Consider the following 15,087-nt stretch of genomic DNA (forward strand, 5'->3'; position numbering starts at 1 on the left):
GGGGGGGGGGGGGGGGGGGGGGGGGGGGGGGGGGGGGGGGGGGGGGGGGCGGGGGCGGGGGGGGGGGGGGGGGGGGGGGGGGGGGGGGGGGGGCGGGGGGGGGGGGGGCCCCCCCCCCACGCCGGGATCGTGCCGCCGCTCAGGCGCTGCGGTGTGCGGGGAGGTCGAAGCGGTCGAGGTCCATGACCTTGGCCCAGGCGGCGGCGAAGTCGGCGACGAACTGCCCGGCCCCGTCGGCGCTGGCGTAGACCTCGGCGAGGGCGCGCAGTTCGGCGTGGGAGCCGAAGACCAGGTCGGTGCGGCTGGCGGTCCAGCGGACCGTCCCGGTGGCGTCGCGGCCCTCGAAGAGCGCCGGGTCGTGGGCGGCGGGGGTCCAGGTGGTGCCCTGGTCGAGGAGGTTGACGAACCAGTCGTTGGTCAGCACGCCGGGGGTGCGGGTGAGCACGCCCAGCGGGGCGTTCTGGTAGGTCGCGCCGAGCGTGCGCAGGCCGCCGACCAGGACGGTCAGCTCCTGGGGGCTGAGCCCGAGCAGGTCGGCCCGGTCGACGAGGCGGTACTCGGCGGGCAGGGTGTCGTCCTTGCCGAGGTGGTTGCGGAAGCCGTCGGCGGACGGCTCCAGGTAGGAGAACCCCTCCACGTCGGTGTGCTCCTGCGTCGCGTCGACCCGGCCGGGCGTGAAGGGCACCCGGACCTCGTGCCCGGCGTCGGCGGCGGCCTTCTCCACCGCGGCGGTGCCCGCGAGCACGATCAGATCGGCCAGCGAGACACCGTGCCCGGCGGGGCGGGAGGAGCCGAACGCCTCGCGGATGCCCTCCAGTTGGCCCAGGAGGGCGGAGAGCCGGTAGGGCTCGTTGACGGCCCAGCCGTTCTGCGGCTCCAACCGGATCCGGGCGCCGTTCGCGCCGCCGCGCTTGTCGCTGCGCCGGTAGGTGGACGCGGAGGACCAGGCGAGCCACACCAGGTCGGCCAGCGGGATCCCGGCGGCCAGCACGCGCGACTTGAGCTGTTCGACGGCGTCGCCGTCGAGCGGGGCCTCGGTGGGCTCGGGCAGCGGGTCCTGCCAGAGGAGCTGCTCGGCGGCGACCTCGGGGCCCAGGTAGCGGGTGACCGGGCCCATGTCGCGGTGGGTGAGCTTGTACCAGGCGCGGGCGAAGGCGTCGGCGAACTCCTCGGGGTGCTCCAGGAAGCGCCGGCAGATCCGGGCGTAGTCGGGGTCGACCCGCATGGCGACGTCGGTGGTGAGCATGGCGGGGGTGCGGCGCCTGGCGGGGTCGTGCGGGTCGGGGACGGTGTCCTTGCCCGCGTCGCCCTTGGGCCGCCACTGGTGGGCGCCACCGGGGCTGGTGGTCGGCTCCCACTCGTAGCCCAGCAGGATCTCGAAGTAGCGGTTGTCCCAGCGGGTGGGGGTGTCGGTCCAGATCACCTCCAGGCCGGAGGTGATGGTGTCGTTGCCGTGGCCGGTGCCGAAGTCGCTCTTCCAGCCCAGGCCCTGCTGTTCGAGCGGCGCGGCCTCCGGCTCGGGGCCGAGGTGCTCGGAGCCGGCGGCGCCGTGGGTCTTGCCGAAGGTGTGGCCGCCCGCGCACAGCGCCACGGTCTCCTCGTCGTTCATCGCCATCCGGGCGAAGGTCTCGCGGATGTCGGTGGCGGACGCCATCGGGTCCGGGTTGCCGCGCGGGCCTTCGGGGTTGACGTAGATCAGGCCCATGGTGTCGGCGGCCAGCGGCGCCAGGAGCTCGCCGTCGTCCTTGTGCCGCTCGTCGGTCAGCCAGACCGTCTCCGGGCCCCAGTAGACCGCCTCGTCCGGGCCCCAGACCTCCTCGCGCCCGCCGCCGAAGCCGAAGGTGGCGAAGCCCATCGACTCCAGCGCCACGTTGCCGGACAGCACCATCAGGTCCGCCCAGGACAGCGCCCTGCCGTACTTCTGCTTCACCGGCCACAGCAGGCGCCGGGCCTTGTCCAGGTTGACGTTGTCGGGCCAGGAGTTGACGGGCGCGAAGCGCTGCAGCCCGGCCCCGTTGCCGCCCCGGCCGTCGGTGACCCGGTAGGTGCCCGACAGGTGCCAGGCCATCCGGATGACGAACGGGCCGTAGTGGCCGAAGTCGGCGGGCCACCAGTCCTGCGAGGTCGTCAGCACCTGCTCGATGTCGCGCTTGACCGCCGCCAGGTCGAGCGCGCCGAACGCGGCGGCGTAGTCGAAACCGTCCCCGTGGGGGCCGCGGGTCGCGGCGTGGCGGCGCAGCACGTCGAGGTTCAGCCGCTCGGGCCACCACTGGTGGATGCCGTCGCCCTTCATCGGGTCAGCGGCGCTGTCCTTCACGGGACAGCCCTCGGCGGCCGGGTTCGTGTTCTCGGGGAACGCGTTGGTGACCTGTTGCACGTCGTCGTTGTCGGGCACGGGAGGGGCCTTCCTGGTGAGGTGGTCGAAGGAGCCGGACGGGCGGGCGCCGGACGGGACACGGGGGCGCCCGCGACCGCGGGGGTCGGCCAGGTCGACAGCGCACCGCACGCGCCGACCGCGACCGGGGCCTGCACCCGCGCCCGCAACGTGCCGCGTCTCCAGGGCGACGCCCAGCAGCAGGCAGGCGAGGACGCTGACGGCGAACGTGCCGACCGGGAAGGGCCTCCCGCCGGTCGACCTGCCCCGCACCCCGGCCCGGAAGCACGGCGGCGGGAGGAGCGGGGCGGGCACGCCCGGCGGGGCGGGGCCCGGGGGGTCAGGACTTGAGGAACTCGATCAGGTCCTGGTTGAACTTCTCCTTGTCGCCGGGCACCAGCGCGATGCCGTGCGAGCCGCCCTCGTAGACCTTGAGCTGCGCGCCGGGGACGAGGGCGGCGGTCTTGCGGCCGGTGGCGTCGATCGGGACGACCTGGTCGTCGTCGCCGTGGACGACCAGCAGCGGGACGTCGAACTTCTTCAGGTCCTCGTGGAAGTCGGTGTGCGCGAAGGCGTCCACGCAGGCGACGCCGCCCTCGATGGTCTCGGCCATCGCCATGTACCAGAAGGCGTCCTTGTTGCCCTCGGTGACCTTGTTGCCGGGGCGGTTCGCGGAGAAGAACCCGACCGCGGTGTCCTTCCAGAACTGCGAGCGCTCCTTGAGGATGCCCGCCTTGATGCCGTCGAAGACGGACTGCGGGACGCCCTCGGGGTTGTCCGGGCCCTGCAGCATCAGCGGCGGGATCGCGGAGAGCAGCACCGCGGACTTGATCCGCCCGGTGCCGTGCCTGCCGATGTAGCGGGCCAGTTCGCCGCCGCCCATCGAGTGCGCGACGAGCGTGACGTCGCGCAGGTCGAGGCTGGTGAGCAGGTCGTTCAGGTCGTCGGCGAAGGTGTCGAAGTCGTAGCCGTCCCAGACCGGGGTGGAGCGGCCGTGGCCGCGCCGGTCGTGGGCGATGCCGCGGAAGCCCGCGTCGGCGACGGCCTTCAGCTGGTCCTGCCAGGCGTCGCCGTTCAGCGGCCAGCCGTGGATGAAGACGACCGGGCGGCCGCTCCCCCAGTCCTTGTAGAAGATCTCCACACCGTCACGGGTGGTGCAGTAGGGCATGAGTGACTCCAGACGCTGCTTCAGGGGACAAGCCGGACGCTCCGCCGGCCCGAGGAACGCACCGGCTGCCGTACGGGGCAACCGACAGCCTCACCGGCGCCCGTGCGGCACGGGGGCGGGACGGCGCCCGGTGCGGGCACCAGCCAACAGCAGGGTCACCGCGCTCCGCATCCGACACACCGTGCCGCTGGACCGAGCAGGTGACCCCCGGACCGGAGCGGCTACCCTCGCGCCCGGGCCTCCTCGCGCGGGTCACGGGCCCGGCGGGGCCCCGCCGGGCTCGGGGGCGTGCGCACCGCGTTTCGCGCACCCCGGCGCGCGACCTCGGCTCGGCCGTCACCCCGCGCGCCCGCAACCGGTCGGGACCGCGCACCGAACAGCACGAGGGTCACCGCATCGGAGCCGGGCGGTGGGAGACACCGATCCCGGTCTTTTCGGGAGGACGGCGTGCAGACGCATCGGCGGAGCAACCCTCAGCTGAGACGGTTGATCGACGAGACAGGGCTGAACGGAGAGCAGTTTGCCAGCGAACTCAATGCGGTGGCGGCGGAGAACGGGGTCCGCCTGCACTACCAGCGGGCTTCGGTCAGCCAGTGGCTCCACGGGGTGAGGCCCAGGCGTCCCGCGCCCGCGTTCATCGCCGAGGTGCTCTCCCGCAGGCTGGGGAGGACCGTGACGCCGCAGGACGCCGGCCTGGCGGACGAGGGTGCCGGCCGCGAGGCGGCCGACGGCGATGCACCCGGTGCCGCCCTCTCCGTCCTGCTGCGCCAGGACGCCGTCTACGTCCTGGCCGGGGACGGAGGAGCCCTGTCGGACCGTTCCCGGCCGGCGGGCGTTCCGCGGCCGCGCGAGGGGTCCGCTCCGCGGGCCGGCCGGGCCGAAGTCGGGTGCATCCGCGAGCTCACCGCCCACCTGTCCCGCAGCGACCACTTCAACGGTTCCAGCAGCGCCCTGCCGTCCCTGACGGGTTTCACCACCGTCGTCGCCCTGCCGATGCTGCACCGGGCTTCGACTCCTTCGGTGCGCCGGTCCCTGCTGTCGGCCTGCTCCCACCTGGTGGGACTGGGCGGGTTCCTCCACCTGGACCAGGGCCGTCACGGACAGGCGCAGCGCTGGTACGAGTGGGCGGTGCGCCTGGCCCGGGAGAGCGGTGACCCGGCCGCCGCGGCCGTGTCCATGCGCGCCCTCAGCGTCCAGGCCCACGCCCTCGGACACCACCGCCAGGCGCTGGTCCTCGCCCGGGAGGCCGCGCGTCTCTGCGACCACGGGGAGGAGCGCCTGCGCGCCCACGTCGGAGGGCAGCTGGCGCTGGCGCTGGCCGCGAACGGCGACGGCCCGGCGGGGCTGCGGGCGATCCGCGCCGCCGAGCGGCACCTGGAGGGCTGCGCGGGCCCGCCGCCCGCGCTCGGCGCCTACCACCAGGCCGCCCTCGCCTACCAGCGGGCCGAGGTCCGCCAGTACCTGGGCGACGTCCGGGGCGCTCTGGAGGACCTGCGGCTCGCGACACGGCTGCGGCCCGAGAACGAGCGGCGCGGGCAGGCACTGGTGCTGGCCCGCACCGGAGAGCTCAACCTGGCCGCGGGGCGGCTCGACGCGGCGTGCGCGGCCTGGGAGCGGTTCCTGGAACTGCGCCGCACCATCGGCTCGCGCCGCGTCGACGACGCCTACCGGACCATGCGCACCGCTCTGGCCCCCCGTCGCAAGGACCGTTTCGTGTCCCACCTGCTCACCCCCGACGTGTAGCCACCGGCCTCCACCAGGAGAGGGAGAACCATGCACCGATCGCGACGCACAGAAGCCTTCCGCGCCACGGCCCACGACGGCCTGCGGGTGGCGTCGTCCTTCGACCACCCCGGCCGGGGCAGAGTGGAGTGCCCGGCGGCCCCGCTGGTCTCCGCGTGGCTGGACGCCCGGGGAATGCCGAACACCGTCGGTCCGCTGACGGGCGCGCCGGGGGGCACGGGTCCCGCCGGTGCGAGCGAGGGGCGACTGACCGCCACGACCTACCTCGACCTCGACGGCCGGGCGGTGGGAATCGCCGTCCTGGCCCCCTTGCTGCTCGCGGACAGGGCCGCCGCGGCCGTCTCCGTGTGGACGGCGTGCGTACGCACCCGGCGCCTGCTCGTTCCCCTCCTCACCGACCGGTGCGAGGAGTCCCCCACCGCCCTCCCCGGGACCGGGCGCTCCCGGGCCGGCTCGCCCCCGGGCGGGGCGGAGTGCCGGGCACCGGCCCGGGCCCGCGAAGCGGTGCTCCGCTACCGGCGTGAGCGCCAGACGGTCCTGCTGGTCGGCGTGTCGCCCTCCCGGCCGGACGACCCGGCGGCAGGGGTCCCGGAGGGCGTCGTACCGGTGCGCGACGAGGACGAGGCCGCGAAGGTCTCCGTCGAGGACCCGCGCAACGTCGCCTTCGCGGTCGCGCCCTGCGCCGACACCCTGGCCGTGGCGTCCGTTCTGGCGGTCCTGCGGGACCGCTTCCCCCTGCTGCGCGGGCAGCATCCCGACCAGTGGTGCTACCGGAGCACGGACAACCGCCACGCCGTCGAGGCCGCCGTGCGCCACAGCGACCTCGCGCTGTCCGTCGAGGGCGCACCGACCGGCGTCCGGCGGGCGGGCCGCGTGGTCGCCGTGGACGGCTTCGGTGATCTGCGGCCCGCGGACATCGCCGGGGCCGCCACAATCTCCCTCATCGGACCACCGGTACCGCGGCGGGACGCCACGGGTCCGCAGGTCACCGACCTGATCGAGGTCCTGTCGGGCCTGGGACCGGCCAGTGTCGTCCAGCAGCGCTTCCTCAGCGACGTCCGCACGAATGTCCTCGCCGGGGTCCCCCGGGAGCGGTGAGCACCCGCCCGAACCGCGCCGTACGCAAGTGGAACGGTGGGGAGACCCGCGGCCTCCGCGTCAAGGATCGGCGGCGAGGAGCAGGCCCCTCCCCTCCCGCTCTCCGGCCCCTGCTCCGGAAAAGCCCCTGGCAGCGAGCGGGTCGGGGCCCGCCCCGAGCGGGAGGAGGACGGAACGGCAAAGCGCGGCGCCCTCACCCCGGGGAGTGAGGGCGCGTGGACACTCCGAGCCGGGCGGCGCAGGCTTCACGGGTACCCGCCCCGCTCCGGGCCGCAGGCGCACGCACCCGCATCGCGGGCGCCCCGTCTCCTTGCCCCCTCAATCGCACGGGTGCGGCTCCCCACGGCCCGTCAACCCGGCCCCCATCGGCGGACGGAGCGTTCCGCACCGCCCGCCCTCTTCCCTCCGGAGGAACGCATGACCACCCGCGCCGCCCCCGACTCGCCCTGACGGTCGCCGCCACGCCGGCCGCCGCCCTGCTCGTCCCCGTGGCGCCGGCGCACGCGAGACCGTCCGGGTCGTCTGCGGCGGTGACCAGACCACCGCCTACGGCCCCGGCCTGACCCGCACCCCGCAGACCGTCCAGCGCTCGGGCACCCACATCCACACCCCCGCGTCTCCACCCAGCCCAGCCCCCGTGTGCGTTCTCCGGCGTCAACACCTGCACCTACGACCGCACCGTCAGCAACGTCCGGGGCCAGACCGTGGTCACCCCCACCGGCACCATCACCACCGGCGACTTCGCCGGTGCCGACGCCGTGGAGACCGTCACCACCGGCACCCTCGACCTCACCGCCTGCGCCACCCCCAGGGCGTCACCTCCGCCCACGGCTCCTCCGAACCGGACATGACCGGCCCGTGACCGGTCGGACGCGCACGGCACCGCGGGCCGGGAGGACCCGGGCGCCGTACGTCGGCGACGGCCCCCACGAACGAACGGGCCAGGTGGTGGCGCGTTTCCGGCTGGGGCCCACCACGGCCCCACGACCACGAGGCAGCACACATGGAAGCAGTGCACGCACCGGTGCTGATCACCGGCATCGGCGCCGAACTCGCCGGGGCGTCGGGCTCCGGGCAGCTGTGGCGGCGGCTGCGGGCGGGCCTGTCCGCGGCCCGCAGCGTGACCGGTGACGAACGGTTCCACGGCATCGACAACGCGATGGCCGCCCTCGTCGCGGACCACCGCCTGGTCGGCCGCCTCCCGCGCCTCGACCCGCACCGGGCGCCGTCCTACTCGGACGAGACCCTGGTCACCATGGCGGCCATCGAACAGGCCCGTACAGACGCCGGGTTGGAGGAGGGTACCGTCGACCCGCGCCGCGTCGACATCGTGGCCTCCTCCTCCCGGGGCCCCCTCGCCTGGTGGTTCGGTCCCGGCAGCCCGTTCCTCCCCGGTTCCGACCGCCCGGTGTCCAGGGGCGCGGCCCTGTGGAGCCTGGCCGGCACGCCGGCAGCGCTCTACGCCGGGTACGGGAGGGTGCACGGCCAGGTGACCACGCTGAGCGCCGCGTGCGTGGGCGGACACCAGGCCCTCGGGCTGGCGCTCGACCGGCTGCGGACGGCCGCCGCCGACGCCGTGATCGTCGTCGGCCACGAGTTCCCGGTCGTCCCCGCGCTGCTGCGCAGCTACAACGCGCTGGGCGTGCTCAGCCGACGGAAGGAGGACCCGGCCAGCGCCTGCCGCCCGTACGCCGACGACCGGGACGGGTTCGTGCTGGGGGAGGGCGCGGTCGCCCTCGTCCTGGAGCGGAAGGCCGACGCCGACCGGCGCCCGGCCCGCGGGTACGCGGAGGTGCTGGGGCAGCGCTCGGAGAACGAGGCGGGCCACCCCACCCGGATGGACCCGACCGGGAGCAGCGCCGCCGGCCTGATGGCCAGGCTGCTCGCGGACTGCCGCCGGGGCGCGGCCGACCTGTCGTACGTCTGCGGGCACGCCTCGGGCACCGTGCTCAACGACCTGGCCGAGTGCCGGGCGCTGCGCCTGCTCTGCGCCGACCGGCCGGTGCGGGCCTGGCCGCCGATCGGCGGCAACAAGGCGGTGGTCGGCCACACCCTCGGCGCCTCGGGCGTCGTCAACGCCGCCGCCGGTGCGCTGATGATCCACCACCAGGAACTCGCCCGCACGGTCATCCACGGCACCGTCGACCCCGAGTGCGCCCTGGACCATGTCGCGGAAGGACCGCGCAGCACCCCGGTCGGCCACGTCCTGTCGCTCTCCTTCGCGCTGGGCGGCCAGACCTCGGCGCTCCTGCTCGGAGCGCCCGCGTGAGCGCGCCCCGGGTCTTCCCCGACCCCGACACGATGGTGGCGGCCGAGGTGCGTCCCGGGGCGCACCTGCACCTCGCGGCCACGCCCGCCCGCCCCAACGCCCTGCTCCACGCGCTGGCCCGGACCCGCCGCCACCGGCGCGACCTCACGGTCAGCGTCGCGGCCGTCCACTCCAGCGCGCACGCCCTCGTCCTCTCGGGCGCCGTCCGGCACCTGATCACCGGCTTCGTGGGCGACACCTACCCGCTGCCGCGGGCCAACCCGCTGTACGCCCGACTGGCCGCGGGCGATCCCTGCACCGTCGAGATCTGGCCGCTGCGGACGCTCCTGCAGCGCCTGCACGCGGCCGGCACCGGCTGCCCCGCCGCCGTCACCCGCGACCTGGTCGGGACCACCCTCCGCCTGGAGCTGGCCCCCTCCCTGACACCCGTCCGGCTCCCCGACGGCGAGGCCGACCTGCTGCCTCCCCTGCACCCCGACCTGACCCTCGTCCACGCCGTGGTCGCCGACCGGCGCGGCAACCTCGTCCTCGGCACCCCGAGCGGCGAGGGCCCGTGGTCCGCGTACGCCGCGCGGGGCGGAGTGCTGGCCAGCGCCGAGCGGATCGTCGACCGGCTCCCGCCGGAGGCGTCCGGCCTCGCCACCGTCCCCGGCCACCTCGTCCGCGCCCTGTGCCCCGCCGAGCGCGGCGCCCATCCCCAGGCGCTGCCCACGCCGCCGCTGGCCGGGGTGAGCGGCTACGACGACGACTACCGCTCCCTCGCGGAGATCACCGACCGCTGCCGGGCCGGCGACGCAGGGGGGTGGCTGCGCGAGTGGATCACCGGGGTCGCCGACCACCGCGCGTACCTCCGGCGCCTCGACGCCCGCCCCGTCCCGCCCCGCCCCGCCCCCTCCCGGCAGCCCGGGGACGCCACGCCCCGCGAGACGATGACCGTGATCGGCGCCCGCACCGTCGCGGAGCTCGCCGCCGCCCGGGGCACCCGGACCCTGCTCGCGGGGATCGGCCACTCCCACCTGGCGGCCTGGCTGGCCCGGCTGCTGCTGGCCGCACGCGGCGTCGAGGTCCGGGTCTGCGCCGAACTCGGCTTCTACGACATGCGGCCGCGCGACGGCGAGGTCTTCCTGTTCGCCCGCCCGCACCTGCGGCTGCCCGTGGTGGCCGGCAGCACGGCCGAGATCCTCGGCGGAGTGGCCGCCGCGGGCCGGGGCGACTGCCTCGGGGTGCTGTCCGCCGCCGAGATCGACCCCACCGGCGCCCTCAACACCTGCCTGCTGCCGGACGGCCGCTGGCTCACCGGCCCCGGCGGCGCCCCGTCCATCGCCGGCGGCGCCGACTGCGTCGTGCTCGCCCCCGCGGCCCCGCACCGCTACGTCCCGCAGGTCCGCCACCGCACCAGTACCGGCGACCGGATCGTCGCCTGCGCCACCCAGTACGGCCGCTTCGAACGGCTCGCGCCCGACGGCCCGTTCACCCTCACCCGCTGGCTGCCGCCCGCCGACGCCCCCGACACCGATCCCGCCGCGCACGTCGCCCGCACCACCCGGTGGCCCGGCACCCCCGTCGCCCCCCGGCCCGAACCCGCGCCCACCCCGGCCGAACTGTCCGCGCTGCGCGCCCTCGACCCGTACGGGGTCTACCGGTGAGCGCCCCGACCGCCGACGGGCGGGAAAGCCTGCTGGTGCGGCGCGAGGGCGCCGTCCTGGTCCTGACCCTGCACCGGCCGCACCGCCGCAACGCGCTCGACGCGCACCTCGCCGCCGCGCTCCTGGCCGAGCTGGACCCCGCGCCCGGTCCGCGCGGTGTGCGCTGCGTGCTGCTCACCGGTGCGGGCACGGCCTTCTGCTCCGGCGACGACCGCGCCGCCGCCGGGCCGTGGCGGGCGGGCGACTACAGCGGCACGCCCAACGACCCCCGCACCCACGAGCACCTGTACCTCTCGCTGTGCCGCCGGATGCTGGAACTGCCCGTCCCGGTCGTCGTCGCGGTCAACGGACCCGCGGTCGGCGCCGGACTCTCCCTGGTCTGCGCGGCGGACTTCCGGATCGCCGCCGCCGGGGCGACCTTCGCCACTCCCGCCCTGCGCCAGGGCCACGTCGGCGACGCCGCCCTGCTGGCGCGCGCCGTCGGTCCCTCCCGGGCGACCGCCCTGTACCTCTCCGGCCGCCCGCTGGACGCCCGGGAGGCCGCCGTCGCCGGCCTGCTCGACCTGATCGTCCCGGACGGCGAACTCGCCTCCACCGCAATGGAGTTCGCCACCGAACTGGCCACCGCGCCCACCCACTGCGTCGCCGCGTTCAAAGCCCTGCGCGAACGCGTCTGGCACGCCCCCACCGACACCGCCCTGCTGTTCCAAGACCGGGCCCACCACCACGCGCACGCGGCCGCCGACCGGCACCCGGACCCGCTGGAGACCCCGGAGGACGCCCCGTGAACACCCCCGCCCCCGCGACCCGCCCGCACGCCGTCCTCGTCACCGGGGCGAGCGGCGGCATCGGCGGCGCGATCGCCGCCCGCCTGGCCGCCCACGGGGCCCGCGTCCTGCTCTGCGGCCGCGACCACCGGCGGACGGCGGAGCGCGCCGCCCCGCTCGACGCGCCCTGGCTCACCGGCGACCTGAGCGCTCCCGGGGTCGCGGAGCGGGCCGTCCGCACGGCGGTCGCCGAGTTCGGCCGACTGGACGCCGTGGTGGCGGCCGCCGGGAGCCGCGGCCGCACCACCGACCTCGCCGACCCCGTTCCCGGCGAGTACGACCGGGTCCTGGCGGACAACCTGGGCACCATGGCCCGGACCCTCACCGCCGCCCTCCCCGCCCTCGGCGCCACGGGCGGCACCTTCCTCGGCATCTCCTCGCTCGCCGCCCTCACCGGCTACCCGCGCTACCCGCTCTACTGCGCGGCCAAGTCCGCGGCCGTCGGCCTGCTGCGCGCCGCCGCCCCCACGGCGCGCCGCGAGGGAGTCCGGGTGCGGGTGCTCTGCACCTGGTTCACCGACACCCCGCTCATCGCCGACTTCGTCGACGGGCTCCACGCCCGCGGCGTTCCGGTCCACCGTCCCGAGGACGTCGCCGCCGACGCGCTGGCCGTGCTCACGACCGATGCCCCGCACACCGTGTGGACGACCGTCCCGGGGCGTCCCGCCCTCCCGTACCTCCACCCGTCGCCGCCGGAACCGCCGGCCCGGGCCGCCGCGCCGGGACGAGGAGGCGCGCGGCCCGGCCCGGAGCGTACGTGACCTTCGGCACGAGGTGACTCCCCCGTGCCGGCGGTCCATGATGTCGCACCGGATCCGCAGGAGGGCCGCGCCCGAGGCCCCAAGCGGCCGACAGGTGGCGGTCGGAGACGTAGTCGGACACCAGCACCCCCTCGGGTGACAGGGACCGGGCGAGCGCGTCGAGGAACTGCCGGTGGCCCGCCGGGCCTCGCGCACGTCACCCCGGTACGCGACGACCCGGCCGCGCAGATCGCCGGGGACGTTACGGTCGAGCCCCCGGGAGAGGCTCGCCTCGGACGGGTCGACCGGGACGACCTGCCGTGCGCCTTCCTCCAGGAGCGGCGCGGCGTGACGCAGGCTTCCGGCGCACGGCGTGTGCACGAGATCCGGGAGCGGGCCACCGTAACACCCGCCGGACGGCCCGGACTTCGGCCCGGCTGAGCTCGGCGTCGAAGTGGATCTCACCGGCGACGTCCCGGAGCCCGGGCGACCGGCCGGAGCCTGACGACCGCGCCCCCGGACGGTGGGTCCCCGGAACCCGGGTTGTCGTCGTCCGGGTCCGGGCGGGTGGTCCCGGTGGTCACGGGCCGGTGATGGTCAGTTCGGAGACGCCGTAGGTGGAGGTGATGCCCTGGGGGGTGGCGCAGGCGGTGAGGTCGAGGTTGACGCTGGTGATGGTCTCGACGGCGGTGGCGCCGGTGAAGTCGCCGGCGGTGATGGTGCCGGTGAGGGTGACGACGGTCTGGCCCTGAGCGATGGTGACGGTGCGGTCGTAGGTGAAGGTGCTGGTGCGGCCGGTGGACCAGGCGATGACGTCGGTGCCGGTGTTGGCGGCGGTGAGGCTGAGGCAGGAGAGCGTGGTGGTGGAGGTGAAGCTGGTGGAGCCGGAGAGCGCGTACGGGGGCTGGGTGGAGACGCAGGGGGTGTGGTTGTTGGTGCCGGCGCGCTGCACGGTCTGCGGGGTGTTGGTCAGGCCGGGGCTGTAGGTGGTGGTCTGGTTGCCGCCGCAGACGACCTGGACGGTCTCGGCGTGCGCGGGTGCGGCGGGCACGAGCAGGGCGGCCGCGACCAGGGCGGCGGCCGGCAGGGCGAGGCGGGTGACGGTGCGGGCGGTCATGCGGTCCTCCGGTGGGAGCGTGCGGGGCGGGTGGGTTCGTGGTCCGCGGGCGGGGTGGCGGGGCCCTCCCGCGTTCTGGTCGCGTCAGTCCGTGAAGGTGCGGCACCGGCCCGGGGAAGCAGGGGTCTCGCCGGCGGCGGGGGTGGTGGGCGCGGACAGGGCGGGGGGCGAGTCGACGCACGGGTGTCCTCCGAAGCGTGGAGAGCCGGCGTGGTGGCGGCCCGTGGTGAGGAGGCCGCACGGCCGGGGACCACCGGTCGCCGGGGGCGTCGGCGCGGAAGGGCCGGAGGTCACCCCGGCCGGGGCGGGGCCGGCGGCGCGGTGCGCGTCCGCTTCGGTCCATTGTCGTGGACCGCGTTCCCGTCCCGTCCCCCGCGGACGGGCACCGGCACGTCAAATCCGCTGCGCCGTCAAGAACTCCGCTCCGGTGGCACCGGGCGGCTGGGGAGGCGGCGCACGGGCGGAGGACCGACCTGGACCGCCGGCACGTCGGCCGACGGCCGGTTCCTTCGGCCCCGGCCCCCGCGTGCGCCCGGTGCGCGGTGCGGGGGCCGTTCTGCGGACCGTCCCCGAACGGTGCGGCCGGAGGCAGGATCGTCCGGGGGCGGACGGGACGATCCGGCCAACCTCGCGCGGGGCGTTCCCCGGGGCGTCGCGGGGCGGTGTCCGTCTCCCCCGGTCCGTCCGCCGCCCGCGCCTGCCAGCAGCGGCGTGACCCTCCCGTGCCGAGGACGGGATCCCCCCGCCCCACGGGTCGACACGAGCCGGGCAGCGGCCGAACGCACCGGTCGCAAAGCGCACCGGAACGAGCACCGGCGATCATCCTTCCGGGAACGAAATCGGCTCCGGACGGTCACCGACGAGCCCCGGCGGCAGAGCCGGGTGACCGAAAAACGCCCGGCCCGCTCCGACCCGGCCGACCGATCCCGGCCCCGCGACGAAAAACGGACGAGTTCGGTGAGGACGCCGACCCGAAGAAGGAGACCGACAGCCGTGGTTGCGCGATCGAGGATGACCTGCGAGTTCCCGACGGGACTCGTCCTGAACGACAGGGTGGTGACGCTGTCCGACTTCTGGCACCCCGACAGGGGCCGGGTGCACTGCCCGGCCGCGCCCCTGCTCCAGGCGCACCTGGAGAACGCGGGTGTTCCCTGCGCACTGGGGACGGCCGACCGCGGGGACGTGGGGCAGGCGCCCCCGGCGGGGACGGCGGGGTCGGCGACGCTGGTCGCCACCACCTTCACGACGCCGGGCGGCCAAGCCCTGGGCTTCGCCGTCGCCGCTCCCGCGCGCTGGATCGGCCCGGTGCGGCGGACGGTCTCCGACTGGTCGGCCGCCGTGCGTACGCGCCGACTGTTCGTCCCGGCCGTCGCCCCCGGCTGCGGGGAGGGGAGGAGGGCGGCACCGGGCCCGCTCCCGCGCCCCGCCCGTGGTGGACAGCAGGCGTGTCCGAAGCTGCACCGGGTCGAATCGGCCGCGCGGGCCTTCGCCTCGGACGGCGACACCGTGCTGCTCGTCGGCCCCCCGGAACCGTCCCTCCCCTGTGCCCCGGGCGGCCCCGGGCTGCCGGGGTCCACCGTCCGGTGGGTGCGGGTGCCGGACGTGGAGACGGCACGGCGGATGGCGCTCCCCCCGAACGGCGCGGCGGCGTTCGTCCTGGCGCCGTGCACCTCGGTGCGCGGCGCCTCCGAGATCCTCGCCGTCCTGCGCGCGCGCCTTCCCCGCCTGCGCGGTGTGCACCCCGACCAGTGGTGCTACCGGACGGACGACAACCGCGCCGCGACCGCGGGAGCCGTGGCGGCGAGTGACCTCGTCCTGGACCTGGGGGCCGGGGCCGCCCCGCGGGCAGGGGCCGGCCGGCCCGTGGTCGCCCTGCGGAGCTGGAAGGACCTGGCACCGGAACGACTGCGCGACGCCTCGACCGTCACGGTGCTCAACGCCGAACCGTTCGCTCCCGGCGGGCTCCCGTTGGCCGAGGTCGAGGAGGTCCTGGCCGGGCTGGGGCCGCTCGCCGTGGTCAACCACCGGGTGGTCACCGAGACGCACCTCCACCTCACGGCCGCGACCTCGAAGAGCCCGGCGGCGTGACCGGCTCCCGACGCCCC

At 76.1% G+C, this 15,087-nt stretch carries 11 protein-coding genes; 8 read left to right on the top strand and 3 right to left on the bottom strand.

Going from position 1 to position 15,087, the window contains the following annotated elements:
• Nucleotides 1-139 precede the first annotated feature (139 nt).
• Nucleotides 140-2,395, bottom strand: a complete 2,256-nt coding sequence (katG, locus tag ACZ3J7_RS36900; RefSeq protein ID WP_465627635.1) for a catalase/peroxidase HPI — start codon at nucleotides 2,393-2,395, stop codon at nucleotides 140-142.
• Between the two features lie 319 nt (nucleotides 2,396-2,714).
• Entirely contained in the window at nucleotides 2,715-3,542 is an 828-nt protein-coding gene (locus tag ACZ3J7_RS36905) for an alpha/beta fold hydrolase (protein WP_465627636.1), read from the bottom strand.
• Between the two features lie 486 nt (nucleotides 3,543-4,028).
• Here ACZ3J7_RS36905 and ACZ3J7_RS36910 point away from each other — a divergent pair, with 486 nt between their 5' ends.
• From ACZ3J7_RS36910 to ACZ3J7_RS36940, 7 genes are all read left to right on the top strand, one after another.
• Nucleotides 4,029-5,285 carry a hypothetical protein gene (locus ACZ3J7_RS36910; protein ID WP_465627637.1) on the top strand — a complete coding sequence of 419 codons (1,257 nt, stop codon included), beginning with the start codon at nucleotides 4,029-4,031 and terminating at the stop codon, nucleotides 5,283-5,285.
• Between the two features lie 30 nt (nucleotides 5,286-5,315).
• The gene (locus ACZ3J7_RS36915) at nucleotides 5,316-6,383 is read left to right on the top strand and encodes a hypothetical protein (RefSeq protein ID WP_465627638.1); all 1,068 of its coding nucleotides are present in this window, start codon (nucleotides 5,316-5,318) and stop codon (nucleotides 6,381-6,383) included.
• 704 nt (nucleotides 6,384-7,087) lie between these two features.
• Nucleotides 7,088-7,234, top strand: coding sequence for a hypothetical protein (locus ACZ3J7_RS36920; protein ID WP_465627639.1), 147 nt, complete (start codon nucleotides 7,088-7,090; stop codon nucleotides 7,232-7,234).
• Nucleotides 7,235-7,386: 152 nt separating this feature from the next.
• Nucleotides 7,387-8,652 (top strand): beta-ketoacyl-[acyl-carrier-protein] synthase family protein, encoded by a 1,266-nt coding sequence (locus tag ACZ3J7_RS36925; RefSeq protein ID WP_465627640.1) that lies wholly within the window; start codon nucleotides 7,387-7,389, stop codon nucleotides 8,650-8,652.
• On the top strand, nucleotides 8,649-10,298 hold the full coding sequence (locus tag ACZ3J7_RS36930; RefSeq protein WP_465627641.1) for a CoA transferase subunit A: 1,650 nt from the start codon (nucleotides 8,649-8,651) through the stop codon (nucleotides 10,296-10,298). Before ACZ3J7_RS36925 ends, ACZ3J7_RS36930 begins: the two co-directional genes overlap by 4 nt.
• Nucleotides 10,295-11,086: an enoyl-CoA hydratase/isomerase family protein gene (locus ACZ3J7_RS36935; protein ID WP_465627642.1), complete on the top strand. Its 792-nt coding sequence runs from the start codon at nucleotides 10,295-10,297 to the stop codon at nucleotides 11,084-11,086. The genes ACZ3J7_RS36930 and ACZ3J7_RS36935 overlap by 4 nt, the downstream gene beginning before the upstream one ends.
• Nucleotides 11,083-11,886 carry an SDR family NAD(P)-dependent oxidoreductase gene (locus ACZ3J7_RS36940; RefSeq protein WP_465627643.1) on the top strand — a complete coding sequence of 268 codons (804 nt, stop codon included), beginning with the start codon at nucleotides 11,083-11,085 and terminating at the stop codon, nucleotides 11,884-11,886. Before ACZ3J7_RS36935 ends, ACZ3J7_RS36940 begins: the two co-directional genes overlap by 4 nt.
• Nucleotides 11,887-12,445: 559 nt before the next feature.
• Here the strand turns inward: ACZ3J7_RS36940 and ACZ3J7_RS36945 are convergent.
• The gene (locus ACZ3J7_RS36945; protein WP_465627644.1) at nucleotides 12,446-12,982 is read right to left on the bottom strand and encodes a hypothetical protein; all 537 of its coding nucleotides are present in this window, start codon (nucleotides 12,980-12,982) and stop codon (nucleotides 12,446-12,448) included.
• Between the two features lie 993 nt (nucleotides 12,983-13,975).
• Here ACZ3J7_RS36945 and ACZ3J7_RS36950 point away from each other — a divergent pair.
• A complete protein-coding gene (locus ACZ3J7_RS36950; RefSeq protein ID WP_465627645.1) occupies nucleotides 13,976-15,070 on the top strand; it encodes a hypothetical protein in 1,095 nt (364 codons plus the stop codon).
• The last annotated feature ends 17 nt before the right edge of the window (nucleotides 15,071-15,087 follow it).

The sequence above is a fragment of the Kitasatospora sp. NPDC015121 genome, from assembly GCF_055562955.1.

What these genes read in the sequence shown, in the direction of transcription:
- ACZ3J7_RS36945 (WP_465627644.1), bottom strand. Translation starts at nt 12,982, where the DNA reads ATGACCGCCCGCACCGTCACCCGCCTCGCCCTGCCGGCCGCCGCCCTG.
- ACZ3J7_RS36925 (WP_465627640.1), top strand. Translation starts at nt 7,387, where the DNA reads ATGGAAGCAGTGCACGCACCGGTGCTGATCACCGGCATCGGCGCCGAA.
- ACZ3J7_RS36915 (WP_465627638.1), top strand. Translation starts at nt 5,316, where the DNA reads ATGCACCGATCGCGACGCACAGAAGCCTTCCGCGCCACGGCCCACGAC.
- ACZ3J7_RS36905 (WP_465627636.1), bottom strand. Translation starts at nt 3,542, where the DNA reads ATGCCCTACTGCACCACCCGTGACGGTGTGGAGATCTTCTACAAGGAC.